At 72.4% G+C, this 15,212-nt stretch carries 11 protein-coding genes; 8 read left to right on the forward strand and 3 right to left on the reverse strand.

All coding sequences use genetic code 11. From position 1 onward, the window contains the following. Nucleotides 1-10: 10 nt before the first annotated feature. Together IPM43_15695 and IPM43_15700 are read left to right on the forward strand one after the other, a co-directional pair. Nucleotides 11-667 (forward strand): HAD-IB family hydrolase, encoded by a 657-nt coding sequence (locus IPM43_15695; protein ID QQS24794.1) that lies wholly within the window; start codon nt 11-13, stop codon nt 665-667. Beyond that, a complete protein-coding gene (locus tag IPM43_15700) occupies nt 664-1,533 on the forward strand; it encodes a decaprenyl-phosphate phosphoribosyltransferase (GenBank protein QQS24795.1) in 870 nt (289 codons plus the stop codon). The genes IPM43_15695 and IPM43_15700 overlap by 4 nt, the downstream gene beginning before the upstream one ends. Here the strand turns inward: IPM43_15700 and IPM43_15705 are convergent. Next, nucleotides 1,502-2,704: a glycosyltransferase family 4 protein gene (locus IPM43_15705; protein QQS24796.1), complete on the reverse strand. Its 1,203-nt coding sequence runs from the start codon at nt 2,702-2,704 to the stop codon at nt 1,502-1,504. The two genes, IPM43_15700 and IPM43_15705, sit on opposite strands and share 32 nt — an antisense overlap. A 71-nt stretch (nt 2,705-2,775) precedes the next feature. Between IPM43_15705 and IPM43_15710 the strand changes: the two genes are divergently transcribed. Beyond that, on the forward strand, nt 2,776-4,200 hold the full coding sequence (locus IPM43_15710; GenBank protein ID QQS24797.1) for an FAD-binding oxidoreductase: 1,425 nt from the start codon (nt 2,776-2,778) through the stop codon (nt 4,198-4,200). Between the two features lies 1 nt (nt 4,201). Continuing rightward, nucleotides 4,202-4,960 carry a decaprenylphospho-beta-D-erythro-pentofuranosid-2-ulose 2-reductase gene (locus IPM43_15715; GenBank protein QQS24798.1) on the forward strand — a complete coding sequence of 253 codons (759 nt, stop codon included), beginning with the start codon at nt 4,202-4,204 and terminating at the stop codon, nt 4,958-4,960. A gap of 16 nt (nt 4,961-4,976) precedes the next feature. Here the strand turns inward: IPM43_15715 and IPM43_15720 are convergent, their stop codons facing one another. After that, entirely contained in the window at nt 4,977-9,194 is a 4,218-nt protein-coding gene (locus IPM43_15720; GenBank protein ID QQS24799.1) for a glycosyltransferase family 39 protein, read from the reverse strand. Between the two features lie 108 nt (nt 9,195-9,302). Between IPM43_15720 and IPM43_15725 the strand changes: the two genes are divergently transcribed. The 4 genes from IPM43_15725 to IPM43_15740 are packed head-to-tail and all read left to right on the forward strand — an operon-like array spanning nt 9,303 to nt 14,505. Then, a complete protein-coding gene (locus tag IPM43_15725) occupies nt 9,303-9,980 on the forward strand; it encodes a hypothetical protein (protein ID QQS24800.1) in 678 nt (225 codons plus the stop codon). 35 nt (nt 9,981-10,015) lie between these two features. Further along, a complete protein-coding gene (locus IPM43_15730) occupies nt 10,016-11,863 on the forward strand; it encodes a hypothetical protein (GenBank protein QQS24801.1) in 1,848 nt (615 codons plus the stop codon). A gap of 1 nt (nt 11,864) precedes the next feature. Next, complete coding sequence (locus IPM43_15735) at nt 11,865-13,736, forward strand: hypothetical protein (protein ID QQS24802.1); 1,872 nt, start codon at nt 11,865-11,867, stop codon at nt 13,734-13,736. A gap of 43 nt (nt 13,737-13,779) precedes the next feature. After that, a complete protein-coding gene (locus tag IPM43_15740) occupies nt 13,780-14,505 on the forward strand; it encodes a polyprenol monophosphomannose synthase (protein ID QQS24803.1) in 726 nt (241 codons plus the stop codon). Here IPM43_15740 and IPM43_15745 read toward each other — a convergent pair. Next, complete coding sequence (locus IPM43_15745; protein ID QQS26503.1) at nt 14,456-15,199, reverse strand: glycosyltransferase family 2 protein; 744 nt, start codon at nt 15,197-15,199, stop codon at nt 14,456-14,458. The two genes, IPM43_15740 and IPM43_15745, sit on opposite strands and share 50 nt — an antisense overlap. Nucleotides 15,200-15,212 lie beyond the last annotated feature (13 nt).

Genomic DNA, 15,212 nt, shown 5'->3' on the forward strand with positions numbered 1-15,212 from the left:
CGGCGATCCCATGCCAGCTCCGGACGAACCGCCCGTCGTCGCCGCCTTCGACGTCGACGGCACACTTACCACCAGGGACTCAGTGGTTCCCTTCTTGTGGCGCGTGGCCGGGCCGGGCTTCGTGCTCGGGATGCTGAGGAGAGCCGGCGCGCTGGCCGGAGCACTCGCGCGGCGCGACCGCGACGCCGTGAAGGAGCTCGCCATATCCGCTGCGTTCGAAGACCGGGATCACGCCGAGGTGGCGACGGCAGGCGAGCGCTGGGCGCGCGTGATCGAGGCCGATCGGCTGCGCGCCGACACCACCGACCGGATGCGCTGGCACCAGTCGCGGGGCCACGCGGTGGTGCTCGTCTCCGCGTCGCTCGACGCGTACCTCGAACCGCTCGCCCGTTCCCTCGGGCTCGGCGCCGTGCTGTGCTCGACGCTCGAAGTGGACGGCGGCGGGCGCTGCACGGGACGCCTCGTCGGCGACAACTGCCGTGGCGCCGAGAAGGCCCGGCGCCTGACCGAGTGGCTCGCCGGGCACGAGGCCGCGACGGGACGCACGGCCACGCTGTGGGCCTACGGTGACTCCGCGGGCGACGACGAGATGCTGGCGATGGCCGACCATCCGGTGCGCGTCGGGCGCCCGACGCTGAGCGCGGCCCCGGAGGTGAGCGTTCGATGATCCGCGGGCTGTGGCGCGAGGCGCGTCCCAAGCAGTGGGCGAAGAACGTGCTCGTCTTCGCCGCGCCCGGCGCGGCGGGCGTCCTCGACAACGGTGACCAGCTCTGGCGAGTGGTCGTGATGTTCGCCGCCTTCTGCCTGGCGGCCAGCGGCACGTACTTCTGGAACGACCTGCTCGACGTCGAGGCCGATCGTGCCCACCCCACCAAGCGCCGCCGCCCGATCGCGGCTGGTGTGGTGCCCCTCGGCGTAGCCCGCCCCGTCGGCACGCTGCTGCTCGCCGCCGGCATCGGCCTCGCGTTCGTGCCCGGCTGGAAGGCTGGCGTGACCGTCGTCGTCTACGTCGCGCTGACCCTCACCTACAGCACGGTGTGGAAGCACATCGCCGTGCTCGATCTCGTCGCCGTCGCCAGTGGATTCGTGCTGCGCGCGGTCGGCGGTGCGGCTGCGACCTCGGTCGACATGAGCACCTGGTTCGTGCTGTGCACCACGTTCGGGTCGCTGTTCATCGTCACCGGCAAGCGCTACGCCGAGCTGCGCGACATGGGCGAAGAGGCCGGCTCCACCCGGGCCACTCTCGACCAGTACAGCCTCGGCTACCTGCGCATCGTGCTGTCGGTGACGTGTGGCGCGGCGCTCGTCGCCTACTGCATCTGGGCGTTCGACACGAAGGAGCTGAGCGGCTCGACCTGGCCGTTCTACGAGCTGTCGATCGTGCCGATGCTCGCCGCCCTGCTGCGCTACCTGCTGGTGCTGGAGCAGGGCCACGGGGGAGCACCGGAGGAGGTCTTCCTCGCCGACCGCACGCTGCAGGGCCTCGGCGTGGTGTGGATGGTCACCTTCGCGCTCGGGGTCTACGTCGGCTGACCGCGCCGCGGGCCTCGGCGAGCAGGACGGCGAGGTTGCCGGCCGCCGCGCGGTCCCAGGTGAGCTGAGCTGCGCGCGCCGACGCCGCGCGTCCCATCGCCGTGCGGCGCTGCTCGTCGACGACCAGATCAGCTACTGCTCGGCCGAGGTCGCCCGGCCCAGGCACGAGCAGGCCGGTGACGCCGTCGACCACTGCGCCGCGGTGCCCGACGAGGTCGGTGGCCACCGCCGGCGTGGCACAGGCACCGGCCTCGGTGAGCGTCATCCCCCAGCCCTCCGCCAGCGAAGCGCTGACGACGAGGGTCGCCCGCCGGTAGAGCCGGACCAGCTCCTCGTGGCTGACCCAGCCGGCCAACCGCGCCCAATCGGCGGCGCGGCGTTCGGCGATCCAGCGTTCCAGGCGAGCGCGCTCGGGACCTTCGCCGATCACCACCAGCTCCAGCTCGGGCACCCGCGTGCGGGCGTCGGCAACCGCTTCCAGCACCAGCTCGAACCGCTTCACCGGTGCGAGACGGCCGGCGGCGACCACGAACGGCGGCGCCGGGACGCTCGCCTCGCCCGCCGGCGCGGGACTGAACGACGCGTCTATGCCGGGGGGGACGACATGGACGTTGCGCGCGGGGAAGCCGGCGTGGACGAGCTCGTCGCGTGAGGCCTCGGTCAGCGTGACCACGGGGGTGCGCCTGTAGGCCGGGGGGGCGAGCCGGCTCTCCAGCATGCGCCCGAATCCGGCCAGCGGCCCCGGCAGCACCTGATCCCACATCGCGCCGTGCACATGGTGCAACCAGGTCACCTGCGGCCCGCGGTGCCAGAGCGGCGAGAACCACGGCACCCCGTTCCAGATCTCGACCACCGCGTCACGGGGGCCGGCGCGGTGGAGCACCTCGCCGGCGATGGTGCGCGGGAACACGCCGTACCGGCTGCCCCGTTGCTCGATGCGGTAGCCCTCGCGGACGAGCCGGCGCGGACGACTTGCGGTCGAGCTGCGGTGGGAGATCTCCAGCCCGGCCGCCGCCCAGCGCCGGAACACCTGGTCGTGATGCACCTCGGACCCGCCTGCGTCGGGGTCGTCGAGGTCTCGCCAGGACATCGAGTGGATCCTGCGCACACCGAGCGCGATCAGCTCCTCGGCGTAGTGCTGGACTCGCCCCGCGGCGCTCGAATCGGGCACGGCCGCCGAGCATACGAGCAGCGCCGCGGTACCGGGCTCGGTGCGGTGCCGGGCGGTAGGCTTGGCCCGCCATGGCTGCCCTGCCCGCCGAATCGCCTTCCTCCGCCGCGCCCCCGCCCAGCTCTGCGCCGGCGCCTGAGTGGCGAGCACTCACCGGGTGGGGACGCACCGCGCCGACGGTCGCCCAGGTGGTCAGCGCCTCCGACGAGGCCTCCATCCGTGAGGCGCTGACGATGGCCGGCGAGCGCGGTGTGATCGCGCGAGGGCTCGGCCGCTCGTACGGGGCGCCGTCCCAGAACGGCGGCGGCCTGGTGATCGAGATCGCCGACGACGGGTCACGAGCCGTGGGCGAGATCGTCATCGACGAGCAGGCGGGAACCGTCACCGCGCCGGCGAGCGTGAGCATCGACACCCTGTTGAAGGTGCTCGTGCCCGCGGGTTGGTTCGTGCCGGTCACTCCCGGGACCCGCCTCGTGACCCTCGGTGGAGCGGTGGCCTCTGACATCCACGGCAAGAACCATCACGTCGACGGCAGCCTCGGCAACCACATCGAGTCGATGCGGCTGCTGCTCGCCGACGGCACGGCCACCGACATCTCCCCGTCCGTCCAGCCCGAGCTCTTCTGGGCCACGATCGGGGGCATGGGGCTCACCGGCGTGGTGCTGCAGGTCACCTTGCGGGTACTGCGCATCGAGACGAGCCGGATGCTCGTCGACACGCAACGGTGTCCAGACCTCGACGCCGTCTGCGCCGCGATGGCCGAGGGCGACGCCGACCACCGCTACTCGGTGGCCTGGATCGACCTCGTCGCCACCGGCAGGCACCTCGGCCGCTCGGTGCTCACCCGTGCCGACCACGCGGGCCGCGCCGACCTCGCCAAGTCGGCCGAGCCGTTCGCCTACCACCCGCGGGTGCTTGCGGGCGTCCCCCCGCTCGTGCCCGACGGGATGCTCAGCAGATGGTCCGTACGGGCCTTCAACGAGGTGTGGTACCGCAAGGCGCCGGCGAACCGCAGCACCTCGGTGCAGTCGATCGGCAGCTTCTTCCACCCCCTCGACGCCGTGACCAGCTGGAACCGGCTGTACGGGCGCCACGGCTTCCTGCAGTACCAGTTCGTCGTGCCCTTCGCCGCCGACGACGTCTTGCGCCACGTCGTCGAGCGCCTCGCGAACTCCGGCGCGTCGTCGTTCCTCGCCGTGTTGAAGCGCTTCGGCGAGGCCAACGCTGCCCCGCTCTCGTTCCCGATGCCGGGCTGGACGCTCACCCTCGACATCCCCGCGGCCCGGGCCGGGATCGGCCGGCTGCTGCCCGAACTGGACGAGCTGGTGCTCGGCGCCGGAGGACGTCACTACCTGGCCAAGGACTCCCACCTGACCGCGGCCGACATCCGCCGCGGCTATCCACGCCTGCCCGAGTGGCGACAGGTGCGCGACAAGGCCGACCCCACCGGGCTGTTCACCTCCGATCTCGCCCGCCGTCTCGAGCTGGTCGGCTGACGTGCAGGACGCATTCGGAGATCCGGGCACGATCGCGCTGTTCGGCGCGACGAGCGACATCGGCCAGGCGATCGTCGCGCGCCTCGTTCACCGCCGTGACACCCGTGTAGCCCTCGCCGCTCGGGAACCCGACGCTGCCGCCGGACTGGCCGAGCTGCTGGCCGCCCGGGGCGCGACGACCCACGACTTCACCTTCGACGCCGCCGACAGCGCCACCCACGCCGACCTCGTCGCCTCGGTCGCGAAGGCACTCGGCGACATCGACCTCGCAGTTCTCGCGTTCGGCGTGCTCGGTCATGGTCAGGGCATCGACACCGACCCGGCCACCGCCGCCGCTCAGGTCACCGTCAACTACACCGGCGCCGTCTCGCTCGGGCTCGCGCTCGCGGCGCAGATGCGCCGCCAGGGACACGGCACGATCGTCGTGCTGTCCTCGGTCGCCGGCGAGCGCGTCCGCAAGGCGAACTTCGTCTACGGCTCGGCCAAAGCTGGCCTCGACGGGTTCGCCCAGGGTCTCGGCGACGCCCTCGCCGGATCCGGCGTGCGGGTGATGATCGTGCGTCCCGGCTTCGTCGTCTCGAAGATGACCGAGGGGCTGAAGCCGGCTCCGTTCTCGACGAACCCGGACGACGTGGCTGCTGCCGTGGAGCGGGGCCTGCGCCGGCGGAGCCGTGTCGTGTGGACACCGGGCGTGCTGCGGGCGGTGTTCGTGGTGTTCCGCCACCTACCGTCGGCCGTTTGGCGCCGCCTGCCGTTCTGACGCAGCCCGCGGGCTCCTAAGGAGCCGCCGGCGAGCCGGGCGGGTGAGTGCCGTCCGAGCGCGGCGGCACCGGCACGGCCACCTCGACCGCATAGTCGACGGTCGGGTCGTAAGGGCCCTCGTACGGCCCGGGGGCACCACCACCGGGGCAACGCTGGTAGAGCCTGACGAGGTCACGCTCGTAAGAGCGCACCAGGCAGAACTGCTCCTCGACGACCACGTTCGCGTCGTCGGGGCCGAACACGATCGAGTCGTTGTCCTCGATCCAGCCGCTCCAGAACCGGGTGAGGATCAGCCAGTCCGCCGACGCGACGTCCTGCGTGAGCCGCGAACCGGGGGCGTTGGCCAGGCCGGGGTCCATCTCGATGAAGTACGTGGCCGGCTCCAGCTCCGGGAACAGGTAGTAGAAGAAGACGTCGCTGTACGCGGTCTGGCGCAGATCGACCGGCCCGACGAGCAGGCGCTCGCCCGGTGTGGCCAGCTCGTCGAGGTCGGCGACGACCGCCTTCGTCGCCCGCCACGAGCGCTCGTCGCCGAGCAGCCAGCTGCGCTCGCCGCGGCGCACCTCCAACCCCGCGTCCACCAGCCCGAGGCTGGCGCGGGTGTGGGCCAGGTACGTGCGGTAGCTGTAGAAGGGGAACACGGCGAGGTACGTGGCGGCGACCACGGCGAAGGCCGTACCCACCCTCACCAGGCGGTGCCATGAGGGTCGCCGACGCGCGATGACTTCGATCATCGCCGGCACGGCGAGCGGGAACGAAAGGCATCCGACCCAGGCGAAGTGCGCGGAGTCCGGACGTTGCAGCGCCTGGGGCAGCAGTCCGGTGGCGAGCAGCGCGGCCGCGACGAGCACCCGGGTGCGCCCGACGGCGTCGCCGCGGCGGTGGGCCCACACCGCCACCGCGAGCACCCCGGCGGTCACCGCGGGAAGGAGGAAGAACCACCAGAAGAGCTGCTGGCTGGCCGGTAGGTGGGGGAGTCCCCACCAGGGCGGGATGCGCTCGCCGATCACCTGCAGCGCACCGTCGAGGTGGTCGAACGACGGTGGACGGGGCAGCTGGCGACCGGGGCGCAGGTTGAACACGGGGTCGAGGAGCATGCCCTCGACCGACGGGCCGATGCCCGCCCTGACCAGGTGCACGAGCATCGCCAACAGCCCCACGGCGGCGCCGAGCGCGACCGGTGCCCATGCTCGGCGCCGCCGCCAGAGCAGGTAGCCGAGGGCGACGACGAGAGCCACCGCGAGGTCGGGGCGGTAGGTGAGCGCGAGCCCGGCCAGCACCCCGGCGCCGAGCCACCAGCGCCTGGACACGGCGGGGTCGTCGGGTTCGCGCGCTACCGCACGGAGCGCGCAGATGGTGCTCCACAGGGCGAGCGCCACCGCTCCGTTCCAGGCGAGAGCCGACAGCCCGATCGGGGTGAGCACGAGCAGGGCGGAAAGGGCCGCGGCGGCGAAGGCCGCGCCTCTGCCCCAGGCGCGCACGATGGTGTAGACGCCGAGGATGATCGCCAGGTGCTGCACCAGCCCGTAGGTGCGCTCCACCTCCAGACGCACGCCGAACACCTGGTAGACGCCGGCGAGCACGTCGAGCGACCCGGGTCCGTAGAGGTGCAAGAAGTCGACGTTTGGGACGTCGCCGCGCAGCACCCGCTCGGGGAAGGTGAGCATGAAGCCCTCCTCCATCGTCGAGCCCGGCTGGCGGTACAGCCCGCGCAGAGGAAGGGCCACCACGACGGCGAGGGCGCCGAGGGCGGCCGCGGATCGTCGCCGGCCGCGCGAGGTCGAGCCGCGGGCGCCGCGCACGAACGCGTCTTCGCCGCCGACCGGAACGACGCCCTGCCGGGGGGAGAGGCGCCGGGCGACGGCGGCTCCGAGGGGCACCAGCGCGACCGCGGCGAGGATGCACAGCACCGGTTCGGCAGGGGCCCGAAAGCGCGTCGTGCCGTACGCGTACGCGGCGGTGATGGTGACACCGACGATCTGTGCCCCGAGGGGCCACAGCGCGACCCGTCTTCGGCGAAGCATCACCGCTCCGGCGATCGCCGCGGTGGCGAGGCCGTAGTACATCGCCAGGCCCCAACCGGCGGCGGTGGTGTTGCGGCCCTCGATCGCCGCGAACTCGACGTTCTGGAACGGTCGGAACAGCTCCCATTGGCGCCCGAGGCGCGCGGCGACCACCTTCGGCAGCTCGGTGGCGTGCGCCCGCGCGTAGTCGAAGCCCACCTCGCGCCAGGCGAGCGCTCGCTCCGCCTCGTCGCCGGGCGGATCGCCTTCCACCCGGCGGATCCGCTCCTGGCACTCGAACAGCCAGAAGCCGAGGAACTTGCCGCTGTAGGTGTCGTCGCAGTTCGAGTAGACGTGGAGTTCGTTGCCGTTCGTCGACAGCGGCACCAGCACCTCGAAGCGGGGGATGTTGTACACGAGCCACGGCCCCGCCATCGCCACCGTCCCGACCACGGCGAGCACGGCGTGGCGCAGACGAGTGCGCAGATCGATGCCGCGGTCGAGCATCAGCCAGGGGATGGCGAGCAGCACGACGAGGAACAAGCCCTCGCCGCGCACCAGCGCGGCGGCCCCGATGGACAGCCCGAGGGCGAGCGCCGTCGCCGAGCGATGCGTGTCCCGCCAGCGGTAGGCGAGAAGGATGCCGGTCGTGGTGAGCAGCGCGAACAGGCCCTCCGGGAACAGCACCCCGTCGATGATCCACAGGTTCGGGTAGGCAGCAGCGAGCACGGCCGCGACGACGCCGACCCGCGGCCCGCCCACGCGTCGCCCGACCAGCGCGACGACGACCACGAGCAACGACCCCGCGAGGATCGACGCCAGCTTGTGGTCTACGTACGAGGTGCCGCCGAGCCGTGACGTGATCGACAGGTAGAGCGGGTACCCAGGCCCGTGGAGCGCGCTCGGGATGGTGCGCCCGTAAGCGATCCAGTTCAGGGGCTCGGGCCATCCCCGACCCTGCGCGAACAGGTTCGCGGCAGAGTGGTAGAAGAGCGGATCCCCGCCGTCGGTGCGCTCGGGGGCGATCGTCAGCCAGGCGATCACCCGCCAGGTGAAGCCCGCACCGGCCACACCGGCCACGGCAGCCGCGAAGCTTGCCGGCCGCCACGGCGCGACTCGACCGTGGAGCAAGCGGTCGACCGAACGGTCGATGGCCCACGCGCCGAACGCGGCGATGGAGGCCGCGAGGAGCAGCGACCACAGCACCAGGGTCAGCGTCGGCCCGACGAGGAACGGCACCCCGTCGAGCTCGACGACCCGCTCGCGGTGCTGGCGCGCCAGCAGATGCAGCGACGATTCGCCGAAGAGCACCAACCCGGGGGCGAGCACGGCCAGCCAACGGCTGGGTGCCGACGGCCGGGAGTTCGTAGCTGTCGCCACGGCCGCCACCAAGGCCGCGGCGAGCACCAGGTCGCCGGCGTGGTCGAGGAGCATCGCGCCCCTACCGATCCCCGTCACCCCGCCGGGCACGAGCACCAGCATCAGGGCGAACGTGGCCGCGGCCGCGGCCACCGCGAGGCGCTGGTGGCGCCGCTCGAGCAGTCCCGCCTGGGCAAGCGCGGCCAGCGCCGCGCCGACGGCCAGTGCGTCGAGATGCCCGGGCACCAGGCTGCGCATCCCGAAAGCCGCGGTGCGGTCCGTGACGACGGCAAGGAGCTGCCAGCCGAGCCCGCAGGCGAAGAGCAGCCCCGCACCGACCAGCTCACGCGCCAGCGCGGTGCGCAGCGGGAGCCGGCGCACGACCCTCGTCCAGAGAGGCCACAGCACGACCGCGACGAGCACGATCGACACGACCCAGCCGATCGACAACCCGGGGAGCGGACCGGTGGAGCCGGGATGGCGCCCGAAGAGCGCGCTGACGAGCAGGCGACGCGGCCCGAGCGCGACGGGCGACACGACGACGGCGAAGGCGACCGCGAGCCACCACCACGGGGCGGCGCGCCCGAGGAAGCGCACCACCGGCCGCACGCTTGGCGGGGCGGGCGCACCGCTCAGGTGAGCCTGCGCCGGGCGCCTGTTCAGCAGGTATCCCGCGACGGCGAGGATGACGACCGCCCCGGCGTCGAGCCGGCCGAGCAGCCGCCCCCCGGCGCCGTCGTCGACACCGCTCGACAAAACGCCCGCGTAGTGCACCACGAGCAGCACCGCGCAGGCTGCGACGAGAGCGATCAGGCGCACGGCGACGGCGTTTGAGCGCGCCGTTGTTGCGGGCGCGGCGCTCGGGGTCACGAACGGCGAAGGTTAGTGGTCTCGCCTCCGCGCGGCGGGGCAGGACCCGGCCGGAGCGGTCTCGGCGGCGGACACGCCGGCCCAGGCCGTCGCTACAATCCCTCCGCCATGTCGGACCCCGCCAGCGCCAGCTCGTCCGACCGAACGGGGCGGATCGTCGCCTGGGTGATCGAGCATCGGCGTTCGCTCGCCGTCGCTGTCGTCGTGCTCGGGGTCGTCTTGTGGTGGTGGTGGCCGTCGCTCGCGCGCGATCCGGCCCGCACCGATGTCGTCGTCGTCGGCGACGGTCAGCTCGCCGAGGCCCGCGATCCGATCGAGCGCCGGCTCCGGCAGCGGGGGCTGTCCGTCGAGTCGGTCGACGGCGCGCCGTCGTGGTGCTCGGCCATCGATGCTGCGCAGGCCGCGATCGAGCGCCTCGACCCCGAGGTGGTCGTGCTCTCCGTGCGCGGTGACGACCCCGACTGCCCGGAGATGGCCGCCGGGGGCGCTGCTTGGGAGGGCCTGGCCGGCCGCCTGTCGCCCGCGGCGCTGGTGCTCGTCGTGCAACCGGGGCCGCAGGGGTTGGGCCAGCCGGCAGCGGTGCAAGACGTCGTGCGCACCGGCACGGAGTGGATCGTCGCCGACCCGACGCCGTTGCTCGGCACCGAGGGCGCGCCTGAACTCTCGTGCCAATGGTGGGACGACTGCACGCCGGCAGGAACGGTCACGGTGCGCGACGAGTCCGGAGCGCTCACTACGGCCGGAGGCGAGCGCGTCGCGCGCACCATCGCCGCGGTCGTTCCCTGACACCCCGCGGTGCCTGGCGGTAGGCTGCGCCCGCCATGACCGAGGACGCCGCGCCCGGCGCGGGCGACGGCCCCGCACGCGAAGCCGCGCGGTTCTCGTTCCTGCGGCCCTCCAGCTGGCCGCCGTGGAGCTCGGCCGCCGTCCTGACCGCGATCGTCGTGCTCCCCGCTTGCGCCGCGTTCGTCAGCGTGCTCTCCGAGCAGTGGTACCCGACCGGCGACATGGCCCAGGCCGAGCTGCACGTCCGCGGCTTCTGGGCCCACCCCCCACTCGTCGGCGCAGCCGGGCGGATCGTCAGCGACGCGGGCGTGCAGGGCTCACACCCGGGGCCGTCACTGTGGCTGGCGATGTACCCCGTGTATGCGCTGTTCGGGCGAACGAGCACGGCGCTGATCGCGGCTGCGCTCTCGGTGCACACCGTCACGGTGCTGCTCACCTTGCGCCTCGCCCGTCACCTCGGCGGTGCGGCATTGATGCTCGGGGGCGCGGTCGCGTTCGCGCTCGTCAGCCGGTCGAGCGGACCGGCGTTCTTCCTCGAGCCCTGGAACCCGTGGTTCGCGGTGTTCCCGTTCGCGCTGTTCCTGCTCGCGATCTGGGCCACGCTCGACAGGTCGCCGTGGTGGCTCGTCGCCGCCACCGTCGCCGGCATCCACTGCGTCCACTGCCACGTCGGCTACCTCGTGCTGGTGCTCGGCCTCGGTGGCGCGGCAACGGCGTGGATCGTCGTCCGCGCTGCTCGGCAGCGCCACCTGGCGACGCTGGTCAAACCGCTCGGGTTTGGCCTGCTCGCCGCGGGGGTGATGTGGCTCGGCCCGGTCGTCGACCAGCTCACCCGCACACCGGGCAACATGTCGATCCTCTACCAGCACTTCGCGTCGCCCGACGAAGCGCTGATCGAGCGCTCAGTAGCGGCGAAGGTCTTCGGCTCCGAACTGAGCGTGCTCGGGCCGTGGCTCACCGGGCCGGCGCTCATCGAGCGCAACCTCGCCGGTGCGGCGGTGACGCTCGCGCTGTGGGCTCTCGCCGTCGCGGTCGCGTGGAAGCGTCGCGACCGATCGGCGTTGCACCTCCACGCGGTGTTCGCCACCGCACTCGTCCTCGGCGCGCTGTCCATCGTGCGCATCTTCGGGTCGTACCTGGAGTACACGATCCGCTGGTTCTGGATCCTCACCTCCTTGCTCCTCGCCGGCTCGCTGTGGACGCTGTGGCGAGCCGCGTCCGCGACGACACGGGCCAAGCTGCGCGCGCCCGCGTTGCTCGCCCTGTCCGGTGTCCTCGTGCTCAACGCCGCGCTCGCGACGGTGCAGTTCACCGATCGGGTGGAGATGACGGGCATCGACGACTCGCGCATGGTCGCCGCACTGCACGACGACGTCGCCGACGGCCTGCAGCGCGGCGCTCGCTACTTGACCCGGTGGCACGACCCCGTCGCGCTCGGCGGCGTACCGTTCGGGCTCGTGCTGCAGCTCGAGCGCGACGGCTACCACGCAGGGGTCGACGAGGAGTTCGCGGCCGCGGCGCTGCCTCACCGGGTGATCGACGAAGGCGACGCGGACGGCCTGCTGTGGGTGGTGCTCGGGGCGCGGATCGTTGCCTTCCGCGCCGACGCCGCGTTCACCGAGATCGCCTTCGCCGATCTACGCACGCCTGAAGAACGGGCACGCTACGACGAACTCCATGCCGAGCTCACCCGGCGCCTGCCAGAGGTCGGCCGGCCCGACCTGGTGGCCGCTCTCGACGAGCAGTACGGGGGAGCCAAGCTCGTGTTCAGCGTGCCACCCCTGCCCGCCGACGTCGCCGCGGCGGTCGGCGAGTTCGTGGGGCTCCGGCTCCCGGCCGCCGTCTTCCTCGCTCCCGCCGGCACGCCGGCACCCCCCACCTGACGTGACCGCTTCGACGGCAGATGTGACCGACCCGACGGGCGGTACGGCCCGGCGGGTCGTCGCCTGGTTGCGAGCGCGCCCGCACATCGTCGCGCTTGCCGTGATCGCCGTGCCGCTGCTCGTCGGTCTCGTCGCCGTGGCCGGCGACGACTGGCGCCCGACGGGCGACTTCGCCTACCACGCCCTCGCCGTGCGCGACGTCCCCGAAGACCTCCCGCTCCTCGGCGCCGCCGGCAGGTTCGGACCGATCGAGAACCAAAGGGCGCACCTCGGCCCGGCGATGACCTACGCGCTGTGGCCGGTGACGACGCTCTTCGGTGGCAGTGGAACGGCCTTGATGATCGCCACGAGCCTGCTGCACCTCGGCGCCGTCGTCGCCGCGGTGCTCGTCGCCCGGCGCGTGGGGGGCGTCTCGTACGCGCTCGCGGTGGCCACCGCGTCGGCGATCCTGCTGCGCGCGCTCGGCCCGCAGTTCTTCCTCACGCCGTGGAACCCGTTCGTCCCGGTGCTCGTGTTCCTGGCCTTCCTCGTGCTGCTCCACGCCGTCGTCAGCGGGCACCTGCGCGCGGCGCCGTTCGCGGTGGCCGCGGGCACGTTCTGTGCCCAGGCGCACGTCGGCTACATGGTGCTCGTGCACGGCCTGCTCGCAGCAGCACTGGTGTACGTGCTGGTCGCCGCATGGCAGCGGTGGCCGGGGTTCAGCTGGCGGGGACTACTCCGCCCGCTCGGATGGGCCGGTGCCGTCGGGGTGCTGATGTGGTTGCCGCCGCTCTACGAGCAGGTGCGCCGCACCGGCAACCTCGGCTGGGTGATCGGGCGCCTCACCCACCCCTGCGACCCGAGGTGGTGGGCAGACGAATGCACCCAGCCGGTCGGCCTCTCACCCGCGGTTCGGGCGATGGCGACCGAGTTGAACCTCGGTGGGGCCTGGATCAGCGGGGCGACGCACGACCCGTCGTCGTCCACGCCGGGCATCGTCGGCACGCTCGTCGTGGCCGCGGCGGTGATCGTCGCCATCGCGGTGTGCATGCGGGGGCGTGACCGGCTGGCCGGCGCAGGTCTCGCCGTCGCCGGAGCGGCGGCGCTGCTCGGCACCGTCTCGGCGGCGCGCATCCTGGACGACTTCTACGACTACTTGATCCGCTGGTCGTGGTCGATCGCGGCGTTCGGCGCGGCGGTCGTGGTGTGGGCACTGTGGCGCTCCGGCGCCGTCACCTCCGGCCGTGCCCGCGGCTGGCTCACCGCCGGAGCGCTCGGCGTGGTCCTCGCGGTCTCCGCCAGCGCCGCGGTCGACGCGACCCGGGTTCGCCCCCCGGAGGAGACCGACAGCCGGTCGGTGGCCGGTCTGGCGCAGCTCGCCGTCGCCCAGCTCGACCCCGCCGCGCGCTACTTGCTGCGCTGGCACGACCCCCTTGCCCTTGGTGCCACCGGCGCCGGGATGCTGTTCGAGCTGGAGCGTGCCGGGTTCACCGTCGGTACCGACGCGTGGACACGCTGGGCCGTGGGCGAGCACCGGGTGATGTCCGAGAGCGACGCGACCGCGATGTTGTGGGTGGTGGTCGGCGAGCGCTCGATCGCCGAGTTCGCCGCGCGCTCCGACGCGGTCGAGGTGGCCAGGTTCGACCCACGTACTGCGCCAGAGCGTGAGCGCTCCGCGGAGCTGCACCGCGAGATCGTCGACGAACTGATCGCGCTCGGCCGGGAAGACCTGGCGGAGGCGATCGACCACCAGTTCGGGGTGGCGATCCTGATCGACGCCGCCGACGAGCTGCCCGACGAGCTCGACGCGGCGGTGGTCGAGTACAAGGTGCTGCGCTCCGCGGTGGCCCTGTTCGTGGAGCCACCCGGCTCGCCAGGGTTCGCGCCTGCGTGAGCAGGTGCACCAACGGCGTTCCCTCGCCTAGCCTCTCCGCCCTGTGCGTACCGTGGTGCTGGCTCCCACCTACCAGGAAGCCGAGAACGTAGAGCGGTACCTCGACGCAGTTCGCGAGAGCTTGCCCGACGCCGACGTCTGGATCATCGACGACTCCAGCCCGGACGGGACCGGTGAGATCGCGCAACGGTGCGCCGAGCGGCTGGGCAGGATCCGGGTGATCCACCGCACGACGAAGGAAGGGCTCGGCAGCGCCTATCGCCACGGCTTTCGCGAGGCGCTCGGCGCCGGCTACGACGCGATCGTGTCCATGGACGTCGACTTCTCCCACGATCCACATGCCTTGGCGGCCCTCGTCGGAGCGCTGCGACCCGGTGTCGACGTCGTCGTCGGCTCGCGCTACGTGCCCGGTGGCTCCACCGTGAGCTGGCCGCTGCACAGGCGGCTGCTCTCCCGCTGGGGCAACCGGTACACCTCGTTCGCGCTCGGGCTGCACGTGCGCGACAGCACGTCGGGATACAGGGTCTACCGGGCGACCTCGCTTGCGGCCGCGGATCCCGATGCCACCGACGCCGAGGGCTACGCGTTCTTGACCGAGCTGTTGCGACGCCTGGTGCGATCGGGCGCGGTGGTCGTGGAGCAACCGATCACGTTCGTCGACCGCGCCTACGGGACGTCGAAGATGTCCGGGCGGATCGTGGTCGAGTCGATGCTGCGCGTCACGACGTGGGGTCTGCGCGACCTGTGGGCGCGTCTGCGGCGGCATTGAACCGGGTACGAGCACGGTGTCCGATCGCTGAGTAGCGCACGATGCAGACGAGCGCGCGCAGGCCGTCCCGCCACCCGATCTTCTTGCCCTCCGCGTAGGTGCGCCCCGAGTACGAGATGCCCACCTCGTAGATCCGCCAGCCGGCGCGAGCGACCTTCGCGGTGATCTCGGGCTCGAAGCCGAAGCGGTCCTCCTCGATCTCGAGCGACTGGATCAGCTCCCGCCGGAACGCCTTGTAGCAGGTCTCCATGTCGGTCAGGTTGAGGTCGGTGAACATGTTGGAGAGGAGGGTGAGCGACTTGTTGCCGAGCGAGTGCCAGAAGTACAGGACGCGGTGTGGTCGCCCGGAGAGGAACCGTGAACCGAACACGACGTCGGCCCGATCGCGCTCCAGCGGCTCCAGCACGACGCCGTACTCATCGGGGTCGTACTCCAGGTCCGCGTCCTGCACGATCACGTACTCGGCAGTCGCCCGTGAAAAGCCGGTGCGCAGGGCGGCACCCTTGCCCCGGTTCACCTGGTGCAGCACGATCTCGACGCGCGGGTCGTCGACGGTGGCGAGCAGCTCGGTGGTGCGGTCGGTGGAGCCGTCGTCGACGATCACCACCTGTGCCACCCACGGCGAGGCGAGCACCTGTTCGAGCATCTCGAGCACCGTCGCCTGCTCGTTGTAGCAGGGCACGACGACCGACAGGCAGGGACGGGGA

Source organism: Actinomycetota bacterium (genome assembly GCA_016700055.1).
Classification (GTDB): Bacteria; Actinomycetota; Acidimicrobiia; order Acidimicrobiales; family Ilumatobacteraceae; genus Kalu-18.